The organism is Pantoea sp. X-Soil-OKNW-556, assembly GCF_059730695.1.
In genome coordinates, this window is record NZ_AP035990.1 from 871669 (window position 1) to 897073 (window position 25405).

The following is a 25405-nucleotide window of genomic DNA, read 5'->3' on the forward strand; positions in this document are numbered from 1 at the left end:
AATCGCGCCGCTACAATGCTATCAGGCGACCTGCACCGGCAGCGCTTTTGCGATGCGCTTCATCTCGTTATCGCCCTCAAAATAGGCCACTTTGGGCTGCCAGCTACGGGCAACTTCATCCTCCACCTGCACATAAGAACAGATGATCATGATGTCGCCTTCACAGGCGCAGCGTGCGGCAGCACCGTTGACGGAGATAATCTTTGAACCACGTTCAGCGGCAATGGCGTAGGTGGAGAAACGCTGGCCGTTGGTGACGTTGTAGATGTCGATGGCTTCATATTGCAGAATGCCAGAGGCATCCAGAAAGTCCTGGTCAATGGCGCAGGAACCTTCGTAATTCAAGTCTGCCTGGGTCACTTTGACGCGATGCAGCTTGCCCTGTAATACGGTACGAATCATAGCGGTATAACCTTATAAAAATGATCCCTTACTGGGTCAGATCCACTTGCTGATTATCAATCAGACGGGCGTTGCCCAGCCAGGCAGCCATCAGAATCACGGCTCGTTGGCTATCGACGGTCAGCGGCTGGAGCGTTTCGGCATCGCAAATCGCCAGACCATCCGGGCGGAAACCTTTCTCACGCAGCGTCTGTTCGGCAGTCTCGATAATCTCTTCGACATGGCGCTCGCCGTTGCTGAGACGCTCAGCCATGCTATTCATCACCTGACTTAAACCGGGTGCCAGTTTACGCTCATCGGCGGTGAGATAACCATTGCGAGAACTGAGCGCCAGGCCATCTTTGGCACGTACCGTTGGCACACCGACAATCTCGATGTCGAAGCCCATATCCGCAACCATTTTGCGGATGATAGCCAATTGCTGAAAATCCTTTTCACCGAAACAGGCGATATTGGGTTGCACCAGGTTGAACAGCTTGCTGACGATGGTGGAGACGCCACGGAAGTGGCCCGGACGGCTGGCGCCTTCCAGCAGCGATGACAGTCCCGGCACTTCAACAAAGGTTTGGGTGTCCAGGCCTTTGGGATAGACATCAGCCGGTGCAGGAGCGAATACCAGGTCCACGCTGTGGCGATTCAGTTTTTCGCAGTCGTCCTGCAAAGTACGCGGATAGCGCGCTAAATCGTCGGGACGATCGAATTGCATCGGGTTCACAAAAATCGACACCACCACGATATCGGCGCGCTCACGCGCAGCATCGACCAGTGTTAAGTGTCCATCGTGCAGGTTGCCCATGGTAGGCACCAGCGCGATACGTTTGCCTTCCTGCCGCCAGCGACGAATCTCGCGACGCAGCATCGGCAGTGTTTCAATGATCAGCACTGCACATCTCCTGATTTACTGGAAACTGTGTTCGGCGGCCGGATAGCTGCCCGCCTCAACTTCGGCAATATAGTGGCGAATCGCCGCGCGAATGTCGCCGGTTTCTGCGAGGAAATTTTTGGCAAACTTCGGGATATGGCCGCCGGTAATGCCAAAGGCATCGTGCATCACCAGAATTTGTCCATCGGTGACATTGCCTGCGCCGATACCGATAACCGGAATCGCCAGCGCTTTGGTGACGCGTTCTGCCAGCGCCACCGGCACGCACTCCAGCACCAGTAACTGCGCACCTGCCGCTTCCAGCGCCAGCGCATCTGCCAGCAGACGTTCTGCACCCGCTTCGTCGCGGCCCTGAACTTTATAACCGCCGAAGATGTTCACCGACTGCGGCGTTAAGCCAAGATGACCACATACCGGCACCGCACGCTCGGTCAGCATCTGCACGGTTTCTGCCAGCCAGGCACCGCCTTCCAGTTTGACCATGTTGGCCCCGGCACGCATCAACTGTGCCGCGTTGTCGAAGGTCTGTGCGGGCGTGGCATAACTCATAAACGGCAGGTCAGCCATCACCAGCGCCTGTGGCGCACCACGACGCACTGCGGCGGTATGATAAGCGATATCGGCGACCGTCACCGGCAGGGTCGATTCATGGCCCTGTACCGTCATGCCGAGCGAATCACCAATCAGCAGCACCTGAATACCTTCGTCGGCAAACAGGCGGGCAAAACTGAAGTCATAGGCCGTCAGCGTGGCAAATTTGCGGCCACTGGCTTTCCACTGACGTAAATGGGAGATGGTTGTGGGTTTCATCGCACTCTCTCAGTATTTTCTGATGGGCGCAGTGTAATGGATTGACGGTGCCGGTGATATGACTGGCGTGCGATTTTACCGGGTTATTCAGGGGATATCAGACCAGAAACGAATAGCAGCGCTTTGGTCGAGCGCCGCCAGCACCGGGGCTAACGGGGTGCCATCGGGTAAGGTCTGCTGAGGGGAGATCTCCAGCAGCGGCAGCAGCATAAACGCGCGGTTGTGCATGTCATAATGCGGTACCGTCAGGCGTGGCGTGTTAATCACCGCATCGCCAAACAGCAGGATATCCAGATCGAGGGTGCGGGGTCCCCAACGCTCGGCTTTGCGCACCCGGCCATGTTCCAGCTCAATGCGCTGGGTATGGTCGAGCAAGGTTTCTGCGGGCAAATCTGTCTCCAGCGCCACCACCGCGTTGAGGTAATCCGGTTGATCCGGTGGGCCGTAGGGCGGGGTGCGGTACAGCGACGACGTAGCAACGCGGGTGGTGTGCGGCAGTGCATCCAGCGCCGCCAGCGCTGCATCAACCTGATGCAGCGGGTCGGCGAGGTTACTGCCTAAAGCGAGATAGACGCGGGTCATGGCGCGCTGTTGCTGCGTGGGGCAGCAGGACGGCGACGAGGACGACGTGGTTTACGGCGTGGTGCCGGATCGTCGCCCAGCGTATTCAGCATGTTTTTCTGCGTCGTCGGGGCGGCGGCCTGGAATTCCCCCCACCACTGCGTCAGACGTTGCAGCTCCGGGTTGTTTTCCACTTCGGCACGCAGCGCCAGCAGGTCATAGGCCGCGCGGAACTTAGGATGTTCCATCAGCTTCCACGCACGTTTGCCGTGGCGACGCGACATACGCAGTTGTAACTGCCAGATATCACGAATCAGCGTGGTGATGCGCTTCGGAATCGCCAGCGCGCGGCAGGCTTCATCCAGCGTTTCGTTCATCGCCAGAGCAAAGGCATCGTAATAGGTCAGGCCGCTTTCCTGGGCGATTTGTTCGGCAGATTCCAGCTGCGGATACCAGAACATCGCGGCAAACAGGAATGCCGGATTGACGCGCATATCATTCTGTAGGCGGGTATCGGTGTTTTTCAGCACCTGTGCCAGCATGCGCTCCATCGGGCTGTCGCTGTGTTCGGTGAAGCCACGCGTCAACGTCGGGAACAGCGGCTGGAACAGTTGATACTCACGCATCATCTGATAGGTGCGGTAGCCATAACCGGCTTGCAGCAGCTTGAGCGACTCTTCGAACAGGCGTGCGGGCGGAATGTCATGCAGCAGGGTGGCAAGACGCGGAATCGGCTCGGCAGTCTCCGGCGCAATACGCATATCCAGCTTGGCGGCAAAACGCACCACGCGCAGCATACGCACCGGGTCTTCGCGATAGCGCGTTTCCGGATCGCCAATCAGGCGAATGATGCCTTGCTGCAAATCCTGCAAACCGCCGACATAATCGCGCACCGTAAAATCGGCCACGCTGTAGTACAGGCTGTTGATGGTGAGGTCACGACGCTGGGCATCATCTTCGATGCTGCCGAAGATGTTATCGCGCAGCAGCATACCGTTTTGCCCGCGCTGTGAGCTGTTGCGATCTTCTTCGCCTTCATCCATCTGATGATGGCCACGGAAAGTGGCAACTTCGATCACTTCCGGCCCGAACATGACATGGGCCAGGCGGAAACGGCGTCCCACCAGACGGCAGTTGCGGAACAATTTGCGCATCTGCTCCGGGGTCGCGTTAGTGGTGACATCGAAATCTTTTGGTTTCTTACCCAACAGTAAATCGCGCACACCGCCGCCTACCAGGTAGGCTTCGTAACCGGCTTTGTTCAGGCGATAGAGCACTTTGAGGGCATTTTCGCTGATATCTTTGCGTGAGATGTTGTGGCTTTCACGGGGAATGACGGTCATCAGACTTTCGGTTTCCACCTCTTCAGGCACCTCCTCGTCACGCTTGAGGACTCTCCGGCAAAAATTAGCGACTCGGGTAAAAATGGGACACCTCGACAGTGACATTAATGGTGTTGGTAAAATCAGCGGCTAATCATAGCTTGTTGCGAACCATTTGAGAATGGCGTTGTCGTTTCATCCGGCTTCAGGGCGTTTTCCTGTGGGATCAGACGGATATTCCACCGGGCGACCGCCTGTTTTAACAGGGTTTCCAGCGATTCATCCTGCCATCCTTCAGATACCGGTTGACCCAAAAAGTTTAACGCCTGAACCAGCAACGGTCGCGCATCGCCCGCGGGTAGCGCGGGGGCATGGTTCTGCTTGGACAGTTTGTTGCCATCGGTATTCACCGCCAGCGGCAAATGCAGATACGCAGGGACTGGCCAGCCAAACTGTTGATACAGGGCCACCTGGCGCACCGTTGGTGCAATCAAATCCGCGCCGCGAACAATCTCGCTGACACCCTGAAAATGGTCATCTACCACCACCGCCAGGTTATAGGCAAACAGGCCATCACGGCGGTGAATAATAAAATCTTCCTCTGCCAGCCGGGTATCAGCAACCAGATGACCGCGCAGACGATCGTCAAAGCCATACACCGGCGTATGCTGGCGCAGGCGTAGCGCGGCATGGTGTGATCCGAGCTGCAAATCGCGGCAATGACCATCATAAAAACCGCCCAACTGCTGAATACGGCTGCGCGTACAGGTGCAAAAATAGCTCTGGCGCTGCTCGCGTAGCCAGTTTAAGGCTTCACGGTATGCCTCATGGCGGTGCGACTGCCACAACACTTCGCCATCCCAATGCAATCCATATTGCTCCAGCTGCTGCAAAATGCGGCTGGCGGCACCGGGCACTTCACGCGGTGGATCGATATCTTCGATACGCACCAGCCAACGCCCTTGTTGTGCACGCGCACTCAGGTAGCTGCCTGTTGCAGCAATCAGCGAGCCAAAATGAAGTTCACCAGAGGGAGAGGGGGCGAAACGCCCAATGCAGGGAAGATTAGACATTTTTTAATGTGCACCGCACGGCGGGAAAACAGTGGTTTTCCCTGCTGTGCGGCGACAGTCTGTTCACGGCCATTAGCCAGCCATCTGCTTCTCGCGGATTTCTGCCAGCGTCTTGCAGTCAATGCAGAGATCGGCGGTCGGACGCGCTTCCAGACGACGAATACCAATTTCAACACCGCAGGATTCGCAGTAGCCGAAATCGTCATCTTCCACTTTCTTCAGCGTCTTCTCGATCTTTTTGATCAGCTTACGCTCGCGATCGCGGTTACGCAGTTCCAGACTGAATTCCTCTTCCTGCGCGGCACGGTCAACCGGATCCGGGAAGTTGGCAGCTTCGTCCTGCATATGCGATACAGTACGGTCGACTTCATCCCTGAGTTGATTGCGCCAGGCTTCCAGAATCTTGCGGAAATGGCTCAGCTGGGCTTCGTTCATATACTCTTCGCCCGGTTTCTCCTGATACGGCTCCACCCCAGCGATGGCGAGGATACTCAGGGACGATGTTTTACGGTTTTGCCCTTCTTGCATGTTGTTTCTCCTGGATAACACGCACCACCCGTCATATGTCAAGTTCCAGCATGTTGGCTGCGCTGATGCTGGCGGCCGGTCTGCAACTTGCATTACTAAGGGTATATCGATTCCCAACAGGGAAAAAAACAGGCCGCTATAAATAGCAGAAGCAATCAAGGTTGGCAATTATTCATGATCACACCTTGACAAGCCTGTGAGGAACAGCGTATTCAGCGCACCGCTCAGAACATTCCTATCACAACAAATTGCTAAGAATATTACAACTCTACCCTTATCGGCTGCGTCAGTAACATTTTTAGCGGTGATATGTGAGCCTGATACGCCAATACTTCCACGCCACACCGTTGCGCCTGTACCAGTAGTTCTGCATATTGCGCGTCGATATGGCGCGCCGGGGAAACGTCCTCAATCCCCGTGTGCAAAACGGCAAACAACAAAACGGCCCGATGACCCTCTGCCACGATATGTCGCAGTTCGCGCAGATGCTTTTGCCCGCGGGCCGTCACCGCATCCGGAAAATAGCCTTTACCATGCTGTAAAAGGGTGACGGACTTGACTTCAATATAGCAGTTCGATCTGCCCTTCGCTTGTAGCAGGAAGTCAATTCGGCTTTTTTCCGTGCCATATTTCACTTCAGACTGGTAGTGGTCATAAGAGGAAAATTCTGGAATTACACCGAGATTTATCGCTTCTTTCACCAGTTGATTGGCGCGCAGCGTATTGACGCAGATCCAGTGCCCCTGCTGGGTTTCGGTCAGTTCCCAACTGTGAGGATATTTACGTGTGGGGCTGTCGGACGTGGAATACCACACGGTATCGCCAGGCGTGGCGCAACCGGTCATCGCGCCAGTATTGGCACAGTGGATGGTCAGCGTCTCACCTTCCGGGGTGATGACATCCGCTAAGAAACGCTTATATCGGGCGATTAAACGGGCCGGTTTGAGTGGCGGGGAGAAATGCATTCAGTCTCCTTTCGGGGTGGATAACGGCCAGCGGGCCAGCACCTGATAGCGGGTTTGGCCCTTTTCGAAGCGCGAGGAGCATAAGACGAAATGGCTCACATCCAGACGCCAGTGAAAACCGCGCGGCGGAAGGGCAACTTTATGGGCCGCGTTGCGCAGCAAGGTGACATGCGGGTGAAACGATGGCGCGCTTTGCGCACAGCCGTGTCGTGCCGCCTGGGCGCGCAGCAGATTGGCCAGTTGCAGCAAACCGCGTGGCGGACGCTGGCAACCCAACCACACTACGCCAGGACGGGGCCAGTGTCCGGCATCATCCAGATCGATAGCAAAACCCGGCTGGCTAATCCGTCCGGCGAGTTGTTGCAGGCGCAGCGAGGTTTCATCGCTGACTTCACCGAGGAACGCCAGCGTCAGATGCAGATTGGCTGCCGCTATCGGGCGCCCGGCGTCTTCGGCAAAGTTTTCGGCTCGCCAGCGTACCAGCTCCTGCTGCAAAGGCGCAGGCAGTTCGAGAGCAAAAAACAGACGTTGGGTGGTCATCGTAGCCTCCGATAATCCGCGCTGGGTGGTACAATGCGCGCCATCTTAGCACAGGCAGAAAGGGAGTTGAGTTTGAGTGAATTACCGGTAAGCGAGGTACTTCCTGAGCTGCTGACCGCGCTGGCGCAAGCGCCACAGGTATTACTGGCAGCACCGACCGGCGCAGGCAAATCCACCTGGTTACCGTTGCAGTTGCTGCAACAGGCGCAACTGCCCGGTCGCATCATTATGCTGGAGCCACGGCGGCTTGCCGCGCGCAACGTGGCGCAGCGGCTGGCGGAGCTGCTCGGTGAACAACCGGGCGGCACGGTGGGGTACCGGATGCGGGGTGAAAACTGCTGCGGGGCGAACACCCGGCTGGAGGTGGTCACCGAAGGTATCCTGACGCGCATGTTGCAGCGCGATCCGATGCTGGACGGTGTTTCGCTGGTGATCCTCGATGAATTCCACGAACGCAGTTTACAGGCCGATCTGGCGTTAGCGCTGTTGCTGGATGTGCAACAGGGGCTGCGCGAGGATCTGAAGATTCTGCTGATGTCGGCGACGCTGGATAATGATCGCCTGCGTGCGCTGCTACCGGACGCCCCCTTTATTGCTTCGGAAGGTCGTAGCTTTCCAGTGACGCGCCGTTTTGCTTCCCTGAATAATCAGCTGCGCTTTGAAGAGGCGGTGGCGCGTGAAGTGGCGCAGTTGTTACGCGAAGAAACAGGTTCATTGTTGCTGTTCCTGCCTGGCGTGGCGGAGATTGAACGGGTGAAACGTGAACTGGAAGCGCGTGTCAGTGAGGATGTCGATCTTTCTCCTTTATATGGTGCGTTGTCACTCGACGCGCAGCGGCGAGCGATCCTGCCGTCCCCGCCTGGGCGTCGCAAAGTGGTGTTGGCGACCAATATCGCGGAAACCAGTCTGACCATTGAGGGCATCCGCCTGGTGGTGGACAGCGCGCTGGAACGCACCGCGCAGTTTGAGGTGCGCAGCGGTGTCACGCGGCTGCAAACCCAACGCATCAGCCAGGCCTCAATGACGCAACGTGCCGGGCGTGCGGGCAGGCTGGAACCGGGGATCTGTCTGCATTTGCTAGCGCAGGAGCAGGCGCTCCGGGCGGCGGCACAAAGTGAGCCGGAAATCCTGCATAGCGATCTGGCGGCCCTGCAAATGGATTTGCTGCAATGGGGCTGCCCGGATGTGGCGCAACTTCGTTGGCTGGATATGCCACCGCCACGTCATCTGCGTGCGGCGCGAACGTTGCTGACCCGCCTGGCGGCGCTGGATGACGCCGGACGCCTGACCGCCGTTGGGCGCAAAATGGCTGAGCTGGGTAGCGATCCGCGTCTGTGCGCCATGCTGTGCGTAGCCGGGCAGAATAAGGATGCCATCGCCAGCGCGGCCTTATTGGTGGCTATTCTCGAGGAGCCGCCGCGCAGCGGCAGCGCCGACCTGCGTGACGCGCTGCATCGTCCTCAATCCAGCTGGCAACGGCGCGCCCGTCAGTGGCAACAGCGCCTCAATGTCAGCGGTGGCAACGTTGATGCCGATCTTTTCCCGGCACTGCTGGCCGCCGGGTTTGCCGACCGCCTGGCCCAGCGCCGTGGCAACAGCGCGCGTTATCAACTGGCGAACGGTATCGGGGCGATGCTGGATGAGCAGGATGGCCTGAGCCGCAGCGAATGGCTGATCGCCCCGTCGCTGTTACAAGGGGCCAGCGCTGCCGATGCGCGTATCTTGCTGGCACTGCCGGTGGATATTGAGGCGTTGCGTCAGCAGTGCCCACAACTGGTCGAGCAACGTACCGATGTGGAGTGGGATGAAGAGAAAGGCACGTTGCGTGCCTGGCGGCGTGAAGTCTCGGGTGCGCTGGTCCTGAAAGCACAACCGATGTCACGTCCGGAACCGGAGGTATTGCACGCGGCGATGCTGCGTTGGATCCGTGAGAAAGGTCTGTCGGTGCTGGGCTGGACGCCGGAAGCCGAACAGCTGCGCCTGCGTCTGCACTGCGCCGCACAGTGGCTGCCGGACGAGGCGTGGCCCGCTTTTGATGACGAGACGCTGTTGGAGTCGCTGGAAGCATGGCTGTTGCCGGAGATGGATGGGGTGCGCGACCTGAAGGGGTTGCAGAACGTCAATCTTGTCAGTGCATTATTACATTTGCTGACATGGTCACAACGTCAGCGGCTGGATACTGTGCTGCCAACTCATTACACTGTGCCGACCGGAAGCCGCCTGCCGATTCGCTATGATGCGGAGAAGCCCCCGGCGCTTGCGGTGCGTATTCAGGAGATGTTTGGTGAAGCCAGCAATCCTGCGGTGGCTGAAGGCCGGATACCGTTGGTACTGGAGTTGTTGTCACCGGCGCACCGGCCGTTGCAGATCACCCGTGACCTGGCGGCGTTCTGGCGTGGGGCATATCCTGAAGTGCAGAAAGAGATGAAAGGGCGTTATCCCAAACATCCCTGGCCGGACGATCCGGCCAACGCCTTACCCACGAGGCGTACCAAGAAATTTTCATCGTGACCTCTGGTGACAATTCAGAGGGTTCTGCCATGCGCGGCACGAGAAAGCAGTTAGAGTAACGGCGCAGCCGTAGCTATACCTGGAGAATAACAGCATGTCTGGGAATGATCGCGAACCGATTGGGCGCAAAGGAAAACAGCCCAAACCGCCGCGCAACACCGCGCGTCGGGGTCGCCGCAGGGAACTTGATGATGATATCGATCAGGACGATTTTGATGATGACGAGGAGAGTGAGCCAGTGCCACGCAAAGGTAAAGGAAAGCGCCCGCCGCGCGCGAAACGTCGCTGGTTAGGCTGGTTCATCAAGCTATTTTTGGTTTTTGTCGTGGTGATGGTCGCCTGGGGCGTCTATCTCGACTCGGAAATCCGCAGCCGTATTGACGGTAAAGTGTGGCAATTGCCTGCTGCCGTTTATGGTCGCATGGTCAGTCTTGAGCCGGGCATGGCGTATGACAAAAAAGAGATGATTGCGCTGCTGGAAGGCACGCAGTATCGCGAAGTGTCGCGCATTACCCGCCCTGGTGAGTTCAGCGTCAAAGGCAACACCATCGACCTGCTGCGCCGCCCGTTTGATTTCCCGGACAGCAAAGAAGGCCAGATCCGTGCGCGTATGACGTTCAACGGTGACGAACTGAGCGAGATTAAAAACCTCGAAACCGGACGCGATTTTGGCTTCTTCCGCCTCGATCCGCGCCTGATCACCATGTTGCAATCGCCGAACGGCGAGCAACGCTTGTTCGTGCCGCGTGCCGGTTTCCCGGATCTGCTGGTCGATACGTTGATCGCCACCGAAGACCGCCATTTCTACGAGCATGATGGCATCAGCCCTTACTCGATTGGTCGTGCCTTCCTTGCCAACATTACGGCCGGTAAAGCGGTGCAGGGCGGCAGTACCCTGACGCAGCAGTTGGTCAAAAACCTGTTCCTCACCAACGAGCGTTCGCTGTGGCGTAAAGCGCGTGAAGCCTATATGGCGGTGATCATGGATGCGCGCTACAGCAAAGATCGCATTCTGGAGCTGTACCTCAACGAGGTGTACCTCGGTCAGGCGGGTAACGATCAGATCCGTGGCTTCCCGCTGGCGAGTTTGTACTACTTTGGCCGCCCGGTTGATGAGCTGAGCCTCGATCAACAGGCGATGCTGGTGGGGATGGTGAAAGGCGCATCGCTGTACAACCCGTGGCGTAATCCGCAGCTGGCATTGGAACGTCGTAATCTGGTGCTGCGTTTGCTGCAACAGCAGAAGATCATCGATGAAGATCTGTACAACATGCTGTCGGCGCGCCCATTAGGCGTACAGCCGAAGGGTGGGGTGATTACCCCGCAGCCCGCCTTTATGCAGATGGTGCGTAACGAGTTGCAGGCGAAACTCGGTGATAAAGTGAAAGATCTCTCCGGCGTGAAGATCTTCACCACGCTCGATCCGATTTCGCAGGATGCGGCAGAAAAAGCGGTTGAAGATGGCATTCCGACGCTGAAAAAACAGCGTGGCCTGAAAGATCTGGAAACCGCGATGGTGGTGGTTGACCGCTTCAGCGGTGAAGTGCGGGCGATGGTGGGCGGTTCCGATCCGCAGTTCGCCGGTTACAACCGTGCGTTGCAGGCACGCCGCTCCATCGGTTCGTTGGCTAAACCGGCCACTTACCTGACCGCGTTAAGCCAGCCGAACAGCTACCGTCTGAATAGCTGGATTGCTGATGAACCGATCGCCCTGAAACAACCGAATGGCACGGTGTGGAAGCCGCTCAACGATGATCGTCGCTTCAGTGGCAAAGTGATGCTGGTGGACGCACTGACCAACTCGATGAACGTGCCGACAGTAAACCTGGGTATGACGCTGGGGCTGAACTCGGTGGTCGATACCTGGACCAAGCTTGGCGTGCCGAAAGACCAGCTCCATCCGGTTCCGGCGATGCTGCTGGGTGCGCTTAACCTGACGCCGATTGAAGTGGCGCAGGCGTTCCAGTCCATCGCCAGTGGCGGTAATCGTGCTGAGCTGTCGGCGGTGCGTTCGGTGATTGCCGAAGATGGCACCGTGCTGTACCAGAGCTTCCCACAGGCGCAGCGTGTGGAACCGGCGCAGGCGGCATATCTGACGTTGTACAGCATGCAGCAGGTGGCGGATCACGGTACGGCGCGTGCGCTGGGTGCGCGTTTCCCGAATGCGCATCTGGCGGGTAAAACCGGTACCACGAACGACCTGATCGATAGCTGGTTCGCCGGTATTGACGGCAAAGAAGTGGCGATCACCTGGGTTGGACGCGATAACAACCAGACGACGAAACTGTACGGTGCCAGTGGCGCAATGCAGCTGTATCGCCGCTATCTGGATAACCAGGCACCGATGCCGCTGGTGTTGACGCCGCCGGAAGATATCACTCAGATGAACATCGATTCGGCCGGTAACTTTGTCTGTGGTTCGGGCAGCAGTACCTGGCGCTCACTGCCGGTCTGGACGCTTGATCCTAACTCGCTGTGCCAGCAACAGCAGCAGCAGGTTCAGCAGCAGCAACAGTTGCAACAGCAGCAACAGGAAGAGCAGAAAGACAGCAACGGCGTGGCTGGCTGGATCAAAGAGATGTTTGGCAACAACTAAGTTGCTGAATCTTAAAAAAAGGGTGCTTCGGCACCCTTTTTTATAGATGTGAAAATGAGCGAACGTGCGGCAAACGCACCGCTATCAGGCTTTAAATCTTGCGGATCTTGCGCGATATCGCCTAAAATCCAACCTTTCTAATAATCATTCTCGTTTACATTCGCCTGCGTCGATTACTTTTCGAGAGATTCCTGATATGAATGCGCATTTTCCCTCTGTTGATCCGCGCGGAGCGTCTACCAAACGTCCGATCGCGTTACTGATTTCAATAGCCCTTGGCACCCTGAGCGCGCAAGCGCTGGCTGAAGATACCGTAGTCGTCACCGCTGATGGTGGTTCTGCGGCACCTCAGGAGAGTGCGTGGGGACCGGCCCCGACCATCGCTGCAAAACGCAGTGCCACGGCCACCAAAACCGACACGCCTATCGAGAAGACCCCGCAGTCGGTTTCGGTGGTCACGCAGGAAGAGATGGCGATGCACAATGTCCAGTCGGTCAAACGTGCTTTCAGTTACACCCCAGGGATCAGCGATAACCGTGGCAGCTCGGATGTGATCGATGCTTTCTCGATTCGCGGCTTTAGTGAAGTCAATACCAACCAGTATCTCGATGGCCTGAAATTGCAGGCTGATAACTACTCTGAGTTCGCTATTGATCCTTACTTTCTTGAGCGCGCTGAATTGCTACGTGGCCCGGCGTCGGTGCTGTATGGCAAAAGCAACCCCGGTGGTGTGGTGTCATTGGTGAGTAAGCGCCCGACCCAGGAGACGCTGCGTGAAGTGCAGTTCCAGATGGGCACCGATAACCGTTTCTCAACCGGTTTTGATTTCGGTGGCGCGCTGGATGACAGTGGCGTCTACAGCTATCGACTGACCGGCCTGGCGCGCAGCCAGGATGCGCAGCAGGAGATGAACAAAGAGAAGCGCTACACTATCGCGCCTTCCTTTAGCTGGCGCCCTGATGCCAATACCCGTTTTGACCTGTTGACCTATTTCCAGAACGAACCGGAAACCGGCTACTACGGCTGGCTGCCGCGTGAAGGTACGGTGATACCGATAACCCGTGCCGACGGCAGCCAGTTCAAACTGCCGACCAATTTTGATGAAGGCGAACCGAGCAACAAGATTGCGCGCAACACCAAAATGGTGGGTTACAGCTTTGAGCACAGCTTCAACGATACCTGGACGATGCGCCAGAATCTGCGCTATGCCGATCTGCGTACCGATTATCGCAGCATCTACGGTAGCGGTTACGATCCCTCGACTGAGATGATTAACCGTGGGTATGCGCGTTCTAATGAGAAGCTCAATCAGTTCGCGGTCGACACACAGGCGCAGGCGAAATTCCTGACTGGTGTTGTGGATCATACCCTGTTGATGGGCGTGGATTATCAGCGTACCCGTAACGATATTGATGCGGTATATGCTGGTGCCGAGCCGATTAGCCCGTTCAATCCACAATACGGCAATGATGCGATGGTGGGGACGCCGTTCCCTTATCAGTACCTGAACCGCCAGGAGCAGACCGGCCTCTACACCCAGGATCAGATGGAGTGGAACCGCTGGGTGCTGACATTGGGTGGCCGCTACGATTACGCCATGACCTCAGCGCTGAACCGTAATGGCAACAGTGAAGAGAAAAACCACGATCAGGCGTTTACCTGGCGTGGGGGGCTGAACTACGTATTTGATAACGGTATCGCCCCGTACTTCAGCTATAGCGAATCCTTTATCCCGACACCGGGCACCACCGCAGACGGGCAGCCGTTTGATCCTTCGCGCGCCAAACAGTATGAAGCCGGGGTGAAATACGTACCGAAAGATCGTCCGATTGTTATCACCGCCGCAGTGTATCAGCTGACCAAAAGCAAGAACCTGACCGCCGATCCGAATAACCTCAATTTCAGCGTGCAGAGCGGTGAGATCCGTTCGCGTGGGGTGGAGCTGGAAGCCAAGGCGGCTCTGACCGCCAATATCAACCTGACGGCGGGCTATAGCTATACCGATGCGGAATACACCCATGATACCGATTTGCAGGGCAAAACCCCGGTACAGGTGCCGAAACAGACCGCGTCATTGTGGAGTGATTACACTTTCCACGAAACCGCACTTTCTGGTCTGACACTGGGGGCCGGCGTGCGCTATACCGGTGCCAGCAAAGGGCTATACAGCAGCGGTGCTAACGAAAACCAAAACTTCGATGTGAAGGGCTATACCGTGGTTGATGCCGTGGTGAAATATGATCTCGCGCGCTTTGGCCTGCCGGGTTCATCACTGGGTATCAACGTCAACAACCTGTTTGATCGCGAATATGTTGCCAGCTGCTATCGCGAATATGCCTGCTACTGGGGCAGCGATCGCCAGATTGTTGGTACTGCAACCTTCCGTTTCTGATAGAAAAGGGCGCATTGTGCGCCCGTAACGCCAGGGATTACCATGCAGCATCCGCACCACGAAGAAACCACCTTTACGCTGGATAACGTCAGTTTTCGCGTGCCGGGACGCACGCTGCTTCATCCGCTCTCATTGACCTTCACGCCGGGCAAAGTCACGGCTTTGATTGGACATAACGGTTCGGGAAAATCCACGCTGCTGAAAATGCTGGGACGCCATCAGGCGGCAAGTGTTGGTCGCGTGTTATTGAACGGCGAAGCGGTAGATCAGTGGGGCAGCAAGGATTTTGCCCGTCAGGTGGCGTATCTGCCGCAGCAGTTACCGGCGGCAGAAGGCATGACGGTGCGCGAGCTGGTGGCGATTGGGCGTTATCCGTGGCACGGGGCGCTGGGGCGTTATGGTCAGGAAGATCGTGACCGTGTAGAAGAAGCGATAGCGCTGGTCGGGCTGAAGCCGTTCGCCGGACGACTGGTGGATAGCCTGTCTGGCGGTGAACGTCAGCGCGCCTGGCTGGCGATGCTGGTAGCGCAAAACAGCCGCTGCCTGCTGTTGGATGAACCCACCTCAGCGCTGGATATTGCCCATCAGGTTGAAGTGCTGGCTTTGATCCAGCGTCTCAGCCAGGAGCGGGGCTTAACGGTGATTGCGGTGCTGCATGATATCAATATGGCGGCGCGTTATTGCGACCGGCTGGTGGCGTTGCGCGGTGGTGAAATGATTGCCGAAGGGGGACCAGAGGTGATCATGCAGGCCGATGTGCTGGGCAGCATTTATGGCATCCCGATGGGGATTCTGCCGCATCCGCAGGGCGGTGCGCCCGTCAGTTTCGTTTACTGAGGCCCGTGATGCTGGATATTTCTCGCCGTCGTTTGCTGGCGGCGCTGGCGTTGTCGCCGCTGATGAAGCTCGCGCCGCTGCACGCGGCGTTGCCGGATACCCAACGCATTCTGGCGCTGGAGTGGTTACCCACGGAGTTGTTGATGGCGCTGGGCGTAGCACCGCTTGGCGTGGCAGACATGGTTAACTATCGGGTGTGGGTGGGGGAGCCGGAACTGCCTGCCTCCACCATCGATCTTGGTCTGCGCACCGAACCCAATCTGGAGTTGATGACCCAGCTTAATCCCTCTTTGATCCTGCATTCCAATGGCTATGGTCCCTCTGCCGAAACCTTGTCACGCATCGCGCCCACTATGGGGTTTGATCTGAACAGCGGCGATGGCAAACCGTTAAGTACCGCCAGAAAATCTTTGCATGAATTGGGCGCGCGCATTGGTCGTGAAGCGCAGGCGGTGCAACATTTGCAGTATGTCGATAGCGTGCTGGCGGCAGCGCGTGAGCGGCTAAAACCCTGGGCGGGACGGCCAATTCTGCTGATGTCATTGCTGGACAGCCGTCATGCCATTACCTTCGGCAAAGGCAGCCTGTTCCTGGAAGTGATGGACAATCTTGGTTTGCAAAGCGCCTGGCAGGGAGAAACCAATTTTTGGGGCAGCGCCGTTATCGGGCTGGAGCGTCTGGCGGCGGTAGGGGATGTGCCGGTGATCTGCTTCGACCACGATAATGAGTTGCAGATGCAGGAAGTGATGCGCACGGCATTATGGCAGGCGCTGCCGTTTATCCGTGCCGGGCATTTTCAGCGGGTGCCTGCCGTCTGGTATTACGGTGCCACTTACTCGGCACTGAAATTTATCCGCGTGCTGGAACACGCGCTGGAGTCGCACTGATGCGCAATCGTCTGTTTTCCGTCGCGCTATTGAGTGCGTTGTTCCTGCTGGCGTTGACCTTAACCCTGATCAATTTTCGCCAGGCCTTGCCGATGGCGCAGTGGGCGCAGGCGTTTGTTGCGCCGGACGTCAACAATATCCAACAGGTGGTGTTTCATCACAGCCTGTTGTCGCGTCTGGCGCTGGCGTTGTTGGTCGGGGCCGGATTGGGGCTAGCGGGTTTGCTGTTTCAGCAGGTGCTGCGCAATCCCCTGGCAGAACCTACCACGCTGGGGGTTTCGTCTGGCGCCCAACTGGGCCTGACGGTCGCAACCTTGTGGCAACTGCCTGGCGGTGCCGTGACGCAGCAGTTCGCTGCGATGGGCGGTGCAGTAGTGGTTGGCATTCTGGTCTTCGGGGTTGCCTGGGGTAAACGGCTTTCGCCAGTGACCTTGATTCTCGCCGGGTTGGTGCTCAGCCTGTACGTTGGTGCGGTGAATCAAATCTTTGCCATCTTTAATCATGACCAGTTGCAGAACATGTTCCTGTGGAGCACGGGCGCGCTCAACCAACTGGATGGACACAACGTTGCGTTACTGTGGCCGCGTCTGCTGCTGGCCTTTGTGTTGGCGCTGGCGTTGCTGCGTCCACTGACCCTGATGGGCCTGGATGATGGTGTCGCGAAAAACCTCGGGCTGGCACTCTCGCTGGCGCGCGTAGCGGCGCTGGCAGTGGCGATTTTGCTGAGCGCGCAACTGGTTAATGTCGCCGGTATCATCGGCTTCATTGGTTTGTTTGCCCCTCTGCTGGCGAAGATGCTCGGTGGCCGTCGTTTAATCAGCCGGATGCTGCTGTCCCCGCTGATCGGTGCGTTGCTGCTGTGGCTGGCGGACCAATGCGTGTTGTGGCTGACCAACCATTGGCGCGAAGTCTCTACCGGTACGGCAACGGCACTGATCGGCGTGCCGATTCTACTGTGGCTGTTGCCGCGTCTGCGTACCGGTTCGGTGCCGCCACCCCTTAATCAGGGCGATAAAGTGCCTGCCGAACGTCAGGCCGTATTGCGTTGGTGCCTGTGCGGCGTCGTGGTGTTAGCGCTGTTGGGCCTGGTGGGTGTGGCCTTTGGCCGAGATGCGCACGGCTGGGCGTGGGTCAGCGGCGATATGCTGCATCAATTGCTGCCGTGGCGTGCACCGCGCGTGTTGGCCGCCATAATGGTCGGACTGATGCTTGGCGTGTCCGGGGCGTTGATTCAGCGTTTAACCGGTAACCCGATGGCCAGCCCGGAAGTGTTAGGCATCAGTTCTGGTGCTGCCTGTGGCGTGGTGGTGATGCTGTTTTTCGTGCCCGGCAATGCGGTGGCCTGGCTGTTACCGGCAGGTGCGTTGGGCGCAGCGTTGACGCTGTTGACCATTATGCTGGTCGCCAGCCGTGGCGGTTTTTCGCCGGAACGCATGCTACTGGCGGGCATGGCCCTCAATAGTGCCTTTGTGACCTTGCTGATGCTGCTGATGGCGAGCGGTGATCCGCGTATGGGTGGGTTGCTCAGTTGGATCTCTGGTTCGACCTACAACATCACCCTGCATCAGGCATTACAAAGCGCGGTGTGTGCCGTGGTACTGGTGGCATTAGCCCCGTTGGCGAGCCGCTGGTTAACGCTGCTGCCGCTGGGGAGTACGACGGCGCGTTCGGCAGGGATGGCGCTGACCACTTCGCGGCTCGCCCTGTTGCTGCTGGCGGCCGCATTAACCGCTACCGCGACCTTAACCATTGGACCGTTAAGTTTTGTCGGGTTGATGGCACCGCATATCGTGCGCATGCTGGGCTTCCGTCGTGCCTTACCACAGGTGTTGATGGCCGGTTTGCTCGGCGCGGTGTTGATGGTGTTTGCTGACTGGTGTGGCCGTATGCTGGCGTTCCCGGATCAAATCCCGGCGGGACTGATGGCCACCTTCTTTGGCGCGCCATACTTTATCTGGCTGCTGAGGCGGGCGTAGCGGCACGATTTATCGCGCGGGTTTTCGACAGAGCAAATCAGGGCACCTTGCGGTGCCCTGATGCATTACAGCTGCGCGAAGCAGCGGCGTGCGGCATCGATGGTGCGCTGAATATCTTCCTGGCTGTGCGCCAGTGACATAAAGCCCGCCTCGAAGGCGGAAGGGGCCAGATAGACGCCTTCCTGCAACATCAGATGGAAGAAACGCTTGAAGCGTTCGACATCGCACCTGGTCACGTCCTGATAGCAGGTCACGCTGTCGGCATCGGTGAAGAACAGGCCAAACATGCCACCAACGTGGTTGATTACCAGCGGGATGTTTTCTGCTTGCGCTGCTGCCAGCAAGCCTTCCGCCAGTTGCGTGGTCAGGTCAGTCAGGGTTTGATGGGTGCCGGGCTGGGCAATCTGCGTCAGGCAGGCAAAACCGGCAGCCATCGCAATTGGGTTACCGGACAAGGTTCCTGCCTGGTAGACCGGACCAGTCGGTGCCAGCGCTTCCATGACATCACGGCGCCCACCAAATGCGCCCACTGGCATACCGCCACCGATGATTTTACCCAGGCAGGTCAGATCCGGCGTCACCTCGTAGTACGCTTGCGCTCCACCCAGGGCCACACGGAAACCGGTCATCACCTCATCGATAATCAGCAGCGCGCCAAACTCATCACACAATGCGCGCAGGCCCGGCAGGAAGTCCGGTTGCGGTGGAATGCAGTTCATATTACCCGCTACCGGCTCGACGATGATGCAGGCGATATCTGTCGGATACTGTTCAAACGCGCTGCGCACCGAGGCCAGATCGTTATAGTTACAGGTCAGGGTATGTTTGGCGAAATCTGCCGGAACACCCGGCGAGTTCGGCTGACCGAGGGTCAATGCACCGGAACCGGCTTTCACCAGCAGGCAGTCAGCGTGGCCGTGGTAGCAGCCTTCAAATTTGATGATTTTGTCGCGATGGGTAAAACCACGCGCCAGACGAATGGCGCTCATGGTGGCTTCAGTGCCGGAGTTGACCATGCGCACCATGTCCATGCTCGGCACCAGTTCGCAGACCAGCTGCGCCATTTTGACTTCCATCTCGGTCGGTGCACCGAAGCTCAGGCCACGAGAGGCGGCTTCAATCACCGCGTTGCGGATGGTGGCGTTGTTATGGCCGAGTACCATCGGACCCCAGGATCCGACATAGTCGATATAGGCTTTGCCGTCGGCATCGTACAGATAAGCGCCATCAGCGTGTTCAATGAACAGCGGCACACCGCCTACACCGGTAAATGCGCGTACCGGGGAGTTCACACCGCCAGGGATCAGGCGTTGCGCTTCGGCAAACAGGTTTTCTGACTTACTCATTCTACGGCTCCTGCTGTGTCTTAAAAAAACTCGCGCCATTCTACGGGAAGATAGGCATGAGGTGAAAGGCAGCCGCGCGCTAAAGGCGTATCATCGCTATACTTTAGGGCATAACAGGCGGCACGCAGTGCGAAGGGCAACACTTGATTGCACTGTGCGGCTGGCAGATAATAGCGTGATTGAGGTCGTTTTCTGACCTGGACGTTTACCCGGAGTAAAAGATGAGTGACGATGTAGCAGCACTGCCTTTGCAATTCACCGATGCAGCAGCGAAAAAAGTGAAGAATCTGATCGCGGATGAAGAAAATCCGGAGCTGAAATTGCGTGTTTACATCACCGGTGGTGGCTGTAGCGGCTTCCAGTACGGTTTTACTTTTGACGATCAAATGAACGACGGCGACATGACCATTGAAAAACAGGGCGTGGCGCTGGTGGTGGATCCGATGAGCCTGCAATATCTGGTGGGTGGGTCGGTTGATTACACCGAAGGGCTGGAAGGCTCACGTTTCATCGTGACCAACCCGAACGCCAAAACCACCTGCGGCTGTGGTTCTTCTTTCAGTATCTGATTGCACTGGCCGCCGTTCTGGCGGCCGGTTACCACTCTACCGTTACTAACTGTGACCCTTCGTTGTGCTCCAATGCGCTGTGCATCACCCGTGGTTGGGCGCTAACCTGGCGACCGCAATCAATCGCGGGTAGGGATTGCGTATTGGGACGTGAGATATCACAGCGAGAGAAAATCGTCAGCGAAACGGCAATAGAGCCGGTGGTGGAGGCCGCACCAATCGGTGCAGCAATCACAAGCCCTATGGCCAGTAGCAAAGCTCTGGTCATGTTGAATTCCTGGTGTAGTCAAAATTGCGCTTTGCGCAAAAAGGGCACAGAGCATACGTGGCTGCCGTGCCTTGTTACTTGATTAACGACAATTTTTGCTGATTCTTTAATCAATTTTGGTGCTGTTTTTCGCCGGATGAAGCGCCGCACAGAGCTGCTGAGCTGCCAGCAACAGGCGTGGTCCAGGTCGACTCAGCCAGTCATCATTAATGGCAATCACCGGAACCGCCAACTGCGGTTGCCAGAACTGCGCGATACTGGCGGCCTGTGCGGTTTTGCCGCCGATCACTATCGCCTGTGGGTGCCGTGCCAGCACCTGTTCGCGGCTGACCTGCGGCCAGCTCACCGTGCTATCGGCAAAGATATTGCGGCCGCCACACAGTTCAATCACTGCATTTTGCAGTGTATTGCGTGAGGCGGTAAACAACGGTTGTTGTCCAAACTGCAAAAAAATGCGGACCGGCTGTTGCTGCTGGTATTGCTGGCGCAGCTGCATTTCCTGCGCGCGTAACGCCTGAGCCGCATCTTCTGCCTGTTGTGGATGCGGGCTCCAGCGTCGCAGATCCGCCAATGCATCGATCATCTGATCAAGGGTCTGCGGATCGATCCACTCCACCTTAATGCCCAGCCGTTGCAGTTGTTCGACCTGGCGCTGAGGATTGCCACCGCGCCACGCCAGCACCACATCCGGTTTAAGCTGGACAATCCGCTCGATCCTGATGCCTTGCCAGTTTGCCACTTGCTCCAGCGATGCGGCACTGGCGGGAAAATCTGACCAGGCGCTGACCGCCACTGGCGTGATACCGGCGGCGAACGCCAGCTCGGTCAGGTGTGGCGCTAAGGTGATAACGCGTGGGGTTGCGGCAAGCAGGCTGCTGCAAAACAGCAGCAGCCCGACAAGCCAGGTCGATTTAACCACGAGCCAGTTGTGCCAGCAGGTTTTCCACCATCAGAGAGGATTGCTTCGCTGCAACGCTGAGGAACTCATCGAAGCTGAGATGCGATTCCTGGTCGGCGACATCAGAGATGGCGCGCACCACCACAAAGGGCACCTTGAATTGATGGCATACATGACCAATCGCAGTGGCTTCCATTTCGACGGCAATCGCCTGTGGGAAGGTGTGGCGAATGCGTGCCAGCGGCTCGGCACCATTAATAAAGGCATCACCGCTCACCACCAGGCCACGCACTGCGTTGAGATCCAGCTGCTTGATCACCTGCTCAGCGGTGGCAATCAGTTTATCATCGGCAATGAACGCCGCCGGGCAACCGGCCATCTGGCCCGGTTCGTAACCGAAAGCGGTAACGTCTGCATCGTGGTAACGCACTTCGTCGGATACTACGATATCGCCGACTTTCAGCGTTGGTGCCAGACCGCCAGCAGAACCGGTGTTGATGACGACATCCGGCTTGCACAGTTCCAGCAGTAACGTTGTACCCAGTGCTGCTGCGGTTTTACCAATGCCCGATTTCAGCAGGGCAACCTCAACGCCATTCAGCGTGCCAGTGTAAATTTCGCACCCGGCCAGCGTCAGCGTCTGACGGTTTTCAATTTTGTCACGCAGCAGGGTAACTTCCTGCTCCATCGCGCCAATAATGCCTGCTTTCATAAAAGAGTCTCGCTAATGTTGTGGATGTAAACCGCAAAAGTGAGGCATAGTCTATCATGGCTGTCAGAGGAAGAATTCACGAAAAAATAAGGGGTAATTATGGCGACGATCAATTTCAGGAAGAAGATCAGCTTCACCCGCCCCTATACCAGCCGTAAAGATCCCGAAGGGGAATACTTTATTACCCGCCATTTTGAAAGCGATCGTGGGCGTATCATTAATTCGGCCGCGATTCGTCGTCTGCAACAAAAAACCCAGGTCTTTCCGCTGGAGCGGAATGCCGCGGTGCGTTCGCGTCTGACCCATTCTCTCGAAGTGCAACAAACCGGACGTTATATCGCGAAAGAAGTGCTGCAAACCCTGAAAACCCAGGGGGGTGGGCTGGCGAAATATGGCCTTGATGAGCTGGAGGGTGCCTTTGAAAGCCTGATTGAGATGGCCTGTCTGCTGCATGATGTTGGCAATCCGCCCTTTGGTCACTTTGGTGAGGCCGCTATCAATGACTGGTTTGATGATAATTTACCGGCTGAATTGGTGGATCCGCTGGTGGCTGGGGTAGAAAACGAGGTGCAGCGGGCCGATTTTGACCGGTTAAATGCAATGATTCGTCAGGATTTGTGCCACTTCGAAGGCAATGCGCAGGCGATTCGCATGGTCCATACCTTGCTACAACTGAACCTCAGTTATGCTCAGGTGGCCTGTATTTTAAAATATACCGCCCCCGCCTGGTGGCAAGGCGATAAACCGGCTGAGTTCAGCGTATTAATGAAAAAGCCGGGTTTTTATTTATCCGAAAGAGAATATGTCGCCGATCTTCGTGCGGCTACCGATATTCCTGAACATCATCGCTATCCGCTTACCTGGATAATGGAAGCCGCTGACGATATTTCTTATTGCATTGCCGATCTCGATGATGCGGTAGAAAAAGACATCTTTAATGTCGACACGCTGTACGATTATTTGCTCAAAGCCTGGGGGCCGGTAAAACCTGGTGATGCATTCAGCCGCACCATTGGTGAAGCGTGGAAAGAAGCCTGCCAGAAGAAATGGCGAACCAAAGGCGACCAGTTTTTTATGGCGCTACGTGTTAACGTGCAAAACGTGTTAGTCAGTCATGCCGTACGGCGCTTTATCGATAACTTACCGGCTATTTTTACAGGGAATTTTAATCATGCTCTGCTGGAGGATGATGGTGAGGAAGGGCGTCTGTTGATGTTATTTAAAACGGTTGCGCGCCAGCAGGTGTTTAATCATCCCGAAGTCGAACAACTGGAATTGCAAGGCTATCGTGTCATTAAAGGGTTACTGGAAATTTATCAGTCATTAATGTTGCTCGATTATGAGCAGTTTACCACCCTGATGAATGATGATTTCTTAGCCAAACATCCGATTGAGACCCGTCTGTTTCATAAACTATCCGGGAAACATCGCAAAGCTTATCAGCAAAAAATGCGAACCTTAATTGTGGCGCATAAATATGAACGCCTGCTGTGGGAACGCTATTATCGCTCACGCCTGATTCAGGACTATATCAGCGGAATGACGGATCTTTATGCCTGGGATGAGTACCGCCGTTTGATGGCGGTAGAATAAGAGAAGTTTTGTAAAGACGAAGAATAATTTTTTACTTTTACCCAAAACTTTATCAGGAACTTCGCGCTTACAATTTAATCTCATCATCACGACCACAGCAATGGTCCGGACGTAAATCTTATATGAGACACAGATGAATGAAAAAAAGCACATTAATGTTAAGTGCACTGGCACTTAGTCTTGGCATGGCGTTAAGCCCTGTCAGTGTTTTCGCGGCGGAGACAGCTTCTTCCTCCAGCCAACAGCTGCCCAGCCTTGCACCGATGCTGGAAAAAGTGATGCCTTCCGTGGTGAGTATCAGCGTGGAAGGGAGCACCACGGTGAAGACCCCACGTATGTCACAGCAATTCCAGCAGTTCTTTGGTGATAACTCACCGTTCTGCCAGGACGGTTCACCGTTCCAAAGCTCACCGATGTGCCAGGGGGGTGGCGGAGATAACAGCGGCGGCGGTGATAACACTCAGCAGGAGAAATTCCGCGCGTTGGGTTCAGGCGTGGTGATCAATGCTGATAAAGGCTACGTGGTGACTAACAACCATGTGGTTGAAAATGCGACAAAAATCCAGGTGCAGTTGAGTGATGGCCGCCGTTATGATGCGAAAGTCATTGGTAAAGATCCGCAGTCGGATATTGCGCTGATCCAGCTGAAAGATGCGAAAAACCTGACGGCGATTAAGATTGCCGATTCAGATAACCTGCGTGTGGGCGATTACACCGTAGCGATCGGTAACCCCTATGGTCTGGGCGAAACCGTTACTTCGGGTATCGTTTCAGCACTGGGTCGCAGCGGCCTGAACGTTGAGAACTATGAAAACTTTATCCAGACCGATGCTGCGATCAACCGTGGTAACTCGGGTGGTGCGTTGGTGAACCTTAACGGTGAACTGATTGGTATCAACACCGCGATCCTGGCTCCGGACGGCGGTAACATCGGTATTGGTTTTGCCATCCCGAGTAATATGGTGAAAAACCTCAGTGCGCAGATGGTCGAGTATGGCCAGGTGAAACGCGGTGAGCTGGGGATCATGGGTACCGAGCTGAACTCCGAGCTGGCGAAAGCGATGAAAGTCGATGCGCAGCGTGGTGCCTTTGTAAGCCAGGTTCTGCCGAATTCCGCTGCCGCGAAAGCGGGCATTAAAGCTGGTGATGTGGTGGTGTCGATGAATGGCAAACCGCTGACCAGCTTCTCAGCACTGCGTGCTGAAGTCGGTTCACTGCCGGTTGGCACCAAGCTGCAACTCGGTCTGCTGCGTGACGGCAAACCAGTAAGCGTCACTGTGGAGTTGCAGCAGAGCACTCAGGATAAAGTACAGTCCGCTACGATCTATACCGGCATTGAAGGTGCAGATCTGAGTAATGTCGACAGCAACGGCCAGAAAGGCGTGCGAGTTGATAGCGTGAAACCGGGCAGTGCCGCGGCGCGCATCGGCCTGAAAAAAGGCGATGTGATTCTCGGTGTGAACCAGCAGTCGGTGGCGAATCTGGGCGAACTGCGCAAGATCCTCGACACCAAACCTTCGGTACTGGCGTTGAATGTCCAGCGCGGCGACAACAGCCTGTACCTGCTGATGCAGTAATCTCTTGTAGCTAAGCAAAGGCGGACTTCGGTCCGCCTTTTTTATGCAGAAAACGTAACGACGCGATTTAACGCGCGGTTTTGCACCTGGTGCCAAAATTCGCACGATAAATCGTGCCGCCACAAGCATCACAGATGTGACCTCCCCCGCAATTCCCGC

22 protein-coding genes are annotated in these 25405 nt (G+C 56.5%); 9 read left to right on the forward strand and 13 right to left on the reverse strand.

What is annotated here, in order from left to right:
• Positions 1 to 21 precede the first annotated feature (21 nt).
• The 9 genes from panD to thpR form a co-directional block, all read right to left on the reverse strand.
• Positions 22 to 402: an aspartate 1-decarboxylase gene (gene panD, locus AC6I8T_RS03835; protein ID WP_013507914.1), complete on the reverse strand. Its 381-nt coding sequence runs from the start codon at positions 400 to 402 to the stop codon at positions 22 to 24.
• Positions 403 to 430: 28 nt separating this feature from the next.
• Positions 431 to 1285 carry a pantoate--beta-alanine ligase gene (panC, locus tag AC6I8T_RS03840; protein WP_497833515.1) on the reverse strand — a complete coding sequence of 285 codons (855 nt, stop codon included), beginning with the start codon at positions 1283 to 1285 and terminating at the stop codon, positions 431 to 433.
• A 15-nt stretch (positions 1286 to 1300) separates the two neighbouring features.
• Positions 1301 to 2095 (reverse strand): 3-methyl-2-oxobutanoate hydroxymethyltransferase, encoded by a 795-nt coding sequence (panB, locus tag AC6I8T_RS03845; protein WP_021184690.1) that lies wholly within the window; start codon positions 2093 to 2095, stop codon positions 1301 to 1303.
• Positions 2096 to 2182: 87 nt separating this feature from the next.
• Positions 2183 to 2677, reverse strand: a complete 495-nt coding sequence (gene folK / locus AC6I8T_RS03850; protein ID WP_208724812.1) for a 2-amino-4-hydroxy-6-hydroxymethyldihydropteridine diphosphokinase — start codon at positions 2675 to 2677, stop codon at positions 2183 to 2185.
• Positions 2674 to 4083, reverse strand: a complete 1410-nt coding sequence (pcnB, locus tag AC6I8T_RS03855) for a polynucleotide adenylyltransferase PcnB (RefSeq protein WP_209012101.1) — start codon at positions 4081 to 4083, stop codon at positions 2674 to 2676. Before pcnB ends, folK begins: the two co-directional genes overlap by 4 nt.
• 38 nt (positions 4084 to 4121) lie before the next feature.
• Positions 4122 to 5051 (reverse strand): tRNA glutamyl-Q(34) synthetase GluQRS, encoded by a 930-nt coding sequence (gene gluQRS / locus AC6I8T_RS03860; RefSeq protein ID WP_497833516.1) that lies wholly within the window; start codon positions 5049 to 5051, stop codon positions 4122 to 4124.
• Between the two features lie 72 nt (positions 5052 to 5123).
• Positions 5124 to 5579, reverse strand: a complete 456-nt coding sequence (gene dksA, locus AC6I8T_RS03865) for an RNA polymerase-binding protein DksA (protein ID WP_013507920.1) — start codon at positions 5577 to 5579, stop codon at positions 5124 to 5126.
• A gap of 260 nt (positions 5580 to 5839) precedes the next feature.
• The gene (gene sfsA / locus AC6I8T_RS03870; RefSeq protein WP_497833517.1) at positions 5840 to 6544 is read right to left on the reverse strand and encodes a DNA/RNA nuclease SfsA; all 705 of its coding nucleotides are present in this window, start codon (positions 6542 to 6544) and stop codon (positions 5840 to 5842) included.
• Positions 6545 to 7084 carry an RNA 2',3'-cyclic phosphodiesterase gene (thpR, locus tag AC6I8T_RS03875; RefSeq protein WP_208724816.1) on the reverse strand — a complete coding sequence of 180 codons (540 nt, stop codon included), beginning with the start codon at positions 7082 to 7084 and terminating at the stop codon, positions 6545 to 6547.
• A 33-nt stretch (positions 7085 to 7117) separates the two neighbouring features.
• On the opposite strand from thpR, the gene hrpB reads away from it, so the two are divergent.
• The 6 genes from hrpB to fhuB all read left to right on the forward strand — a co-directional run bounded on the left by hrpB (position 7118) and on the right by fhuB (position 18283).
• Positions 7118 to 9595: an ATP-dependent helicase HrpB gene (hrpB, locus tag AC6I8T_RS03880; protein ID WP_497833518.1), complete on the forward strand. Its 2478-nt coding sequence runs from the start codon at positions 7118 to 7120 to the stop codon at positions 9593 to 9595.
• A gap of 94 nt (positions 9596 to 9689) precedes the next feature.
• Entirely contained in the window at positions 9690 to 12191 is a 2502-nt protein-coding gene (gene mrcB / locus AC6I8T_RS03885) for a bifunctional glycosyl transferase/transpeptidase (protein WP_208724823.1), read from the forward strand.
• Positions 12192 to 12387: 196 nt separating this feature from the next.
• Complete coding sequence (fhuA, locus tag AC6I8T_RS03890; protein WP_497833519.1) at positions 12388 to 14583, forward strand: ferrichrome porin FhuA; 2196 nt, start codon at positions 12388 to 12390, stop codon at positions 14581 to 14583.
• Between the two features lie 42 nt (positions 14584 to 14625).
• Positions 14626 to 15420, forward strand: a complete 795-nt coding sequence (gene fhuC, locus AC6I8T_RS03895; protein WP_208724826.1) for a Fe3+-hydroxamate ABC transporter ATP-binding protein FhuC — start codon at positions 14626 to 14628, stop codon at positions 15418 to 15420.
• A gap of 8 nt (positions 15421 to 15428) precedes the next feature.
• Positions 15429 to 16307 carry a Fe(3+)-hydroxamate ABC transporter substrate-binding protein FhuD gene (gene fhuD / locus AC6I8T_RS03900; protein WP_208724828.1) on the forward strand — a complete coding sequence of 293 codons (879 nt, stop codon included), beginning with the start codon at positions 15429 to 15431 and terminating at the stop codon, positions 16305 to 16307.
• On the forward strand, positions 16307 to 18283 hold the full coding sequence (fhuB, locus tag AC6I8T_RS03905) for a Fe(3+)-hydroxamate ABC transporter permease FhuB (protein WP_497833520.1): 1977 nt from the start codon (positions 16307 to 16309) through the stop codon (positions 18281 to 18283). Before fhuD ends, fhuB begins: the two co-directional genes overlap by 1 nt.
• Positions 18284 to 18348: 65 nt before the next feature.
• On the opposite strand, the gene hemL is transcribed toward fhuB, so the two are convergent.
• Entirely contained in the window at positions 18349 to 19629 is a 1281-nt protein-coding gene (gene hemL / locus AC6I8T_RS03910) for a glutamate-1-semialdehyde 2,1-aminomutase (protein WP_021184678.1), read from the reverse strand.
• A 221-nt stretch (positions 19630 to 19850) separates the two neighbouring features.
• Between hemL and erpA the strand changes: the two genes are divergently transcribed.
• On the forward strand, positions 19851 to 20198 hold the full coding sequence (erpA, locus tag AC6I8T_RS03915) for an iron-sulfur cluster insertion protein ErpA (protein WP_013507930.1): 348 nt from the start codon (positions 19851 to 19853) through the stop codon (positions 20196 to 20198).
• 28 nt (positions 20199 to 20226) lie between these two features.
• On the opposite strand, the gene AC6I8T_RS03920 is transcribed toward erpA, so the two are convergent.
• From AC6I8T_RS03920 to mtnN, 3 genes are all read right to left on the reverse strand, one after another.
• Positions 20227 to 20466: a hypothetical protein gene (locus AC6I8T_RS03920; protein ID WP_208724832.1), complete on the reverse strand. Its 240-nt coding sequence runs from the start codon at positions 20464 to 20466 to the stop codon at positions 20227 to 20229.
• 106 nt (positions 20467 to 20572) lie between these two features.
• The gene (gene btuF / locus AC6I8T_RS03925) at positions 20573 to 21385 is read right to left on the reverse strand and encodes a vitamin B12 ABC transporter substrate-binding protein BtuF (RefSeq protein ID WP_208724833.1); all 813 of its coding nucleotides are present in this window, start codon (positions 21383 to 21385) and stop codon (positions 20573 to 20575) included.
• A complete protein-coding gene (gene mtnN / locus AC6I8T_RS03930) occupies positions 21378 to 22076 on the reverse strand; it encodes a 5'-methylthioadenosine/S-adenosylhomocysteine nucleosidase (RefSeq protein WP_497833521.1) in 699 nt (232 codons plus the stop codon). The genes btuF and mtnN overlap by 8 nt, the downstream gene beginning before the upstream one ends.
• 99 nt (positions 22077 to 22175) lie before the next feature.
• Between mtnN and dgt the strand changes: the two genes are divergently transcribed.
• Both dgt and degP read left to right on the forward strand, forming a co-directional pair.
• Positions 22176 to 23669, forward strand: a complete 1494-nt coding sequence (gene dgt, locus AC6I8T_RS03935) for a dGTPase (protein ID WP_021184674.1) — start codon at positions 22176 to 22178, stop codon at positions 23667 to 23669.
• A gap of 137 nt (positions 23670 to 23806) precedes the next feature.
• Positions 23807 to 25246 (forward strand): serine endoprotease DegP, encoded by a 1440-nt coding sequence (degP, locus tag AC6I8T_RS03940; protein WP_036626616.1) that lies wholly within the window; start codon positions 23807 to 23809, stop codon positions 25244 to 25246.
• Positions 25247 to 25405: the final 159 nt, after the last annotated feature.

What these genes read in the sequence shown, in the direction of transcription:
- fhuA (WP_497833519.1), top strand. Translation starts at nt 12,388, where the DNA reads ATGAATGCGCATTTTCCCTCTGTTGATCCGCGCGGAGCGTCTACCAAA.
- dksA (WP_013507920.1), bottom strand. Translation starts at nt 5,579, where the DNA reads ATGCAAGAAGGGCAAAACCGTAAAACATCGTCCCTGAGTATCCTCGCC.
- AC6I8T_RS03920 (WP_208724832.1), bottom strand. Translation starts at nt 20,466, where the DNA reads ATGACCAGAGCTTTGCTACTGGCCATAGGGCTTGTGATTGCTGCACCG.
- hrpB (WP_497833518.1), top strand. Translation starts at nt 7,118, where the DNA reads ATGCGCGCCATCTTAGCACAGGCAGAAAGGGAGTTGAGTTTGAGTGAA.
- panD (WP_013507914.1), bottom strand. Translation starts at nt 402, where the DNA reads ATGATTCGTACCGTATTACAGGGCAAGCTGCATCGCGTCAAAGTGACC.
- gluQRS (WP_497833516.1), bottom strand. Translation starts at nt 5,051, where the DNA reads ATGTCTAATCTTCCCTGCATTGGGCGTTTCGCCCCCTCTCCCTCTGGT.
- panB (WP_021184690.1), bottom strand. Translation starts at nt 2,095, where the DNA reads ATGAAACCCACAACCATCTCCCATTTACGTCAGTGGAAAGCCAGTGGC.
- sfsA (WP_497833517.1), bottom strand. Translation starts at nt 6,544, where the DNA reads ATGCATTTCTCCCCGCCACTCAAACCGGCCCGTTTAATCGCCCGATAT.
- fhuC (WP_208724826.1), top strand. Translation starts at nt 14,626, where the DNA reads ATGCAGCATCCGCACCACGAAGAAACCACCTTTACGCTGGATAACGTC.
- fhuB (WP_497833520.1), top strand. Translation starts at nt 16,307, where the DNA reads ATGCGCAATCGTCTGTTTTCCGTCGCGCTATTGAGTGCGTTGTTCCTG.
- mtnN (WP_497833521.1), bottom strand. Translation starts at nt 22,076, where the DNA reads ATGAAAGCAGGCATTATTGGCGCGATGGAGCAGGAAGTTACCCTGCTG.
- folK (WP_208724812.1), bottom strand. Translation starts at nt 2,677, where the DNA reads ATGACCCGCGTCTATCTCGCTTTAGGCAGTAACCTCGCCGACCCGCTG.
- dgt (WP_021184674.1), top strand. Translation starts at nt 22,176, where the DNA reads ATGGCGACGATCAATTTCAGGAAGAAGATCAGCTTCACCCGCCCCTAT.
- hemL (WP_021184678.1), bottom strand. Translation starts at nt 19,629, where the DNA reads ATGAGTAAGTCAGAAAACCTGTTTGCCGAAGCGCAACGCCTGATCCCT.
- thpR (WP_208724816.1), bottom strand. Translation starts at nt 7,084, where the DNA reads ATGACCACCCAACGTCTGTTTTTTGCTCTCGAACTGCCTGCGCCTTTG.
- fhuD (WP_208724828.1), top strand. Translation starts at nt 15,429, where the DNA reads ATGCTGGATATTTCTCGCCGTCGTTTGCTGGCGGCGCTGGCGTTGTCG.
- degP (WP_036626616.1), top strand. Translation starts at nt 23,807, where the DNA reads ATGAAAAAAAGCACATTAATGTTAAGTGCACTGGCACTTAGTCTTGGC.
- mrcB (WP_208724823.1), top strand. Translation starts at nt 9,690, where the DNA reads ATGTCTGGGAATGATCGCGAACCGATTGGGCGCAAAGGAAAACAGCCC.
- erpA (WP_013507930.1), top strand. Translation starts at nt 19,851, where the DNA reads ATGAGTGACGATGTAGCAGCACTGCCTTTGCAATTCACCGATGCAGCA.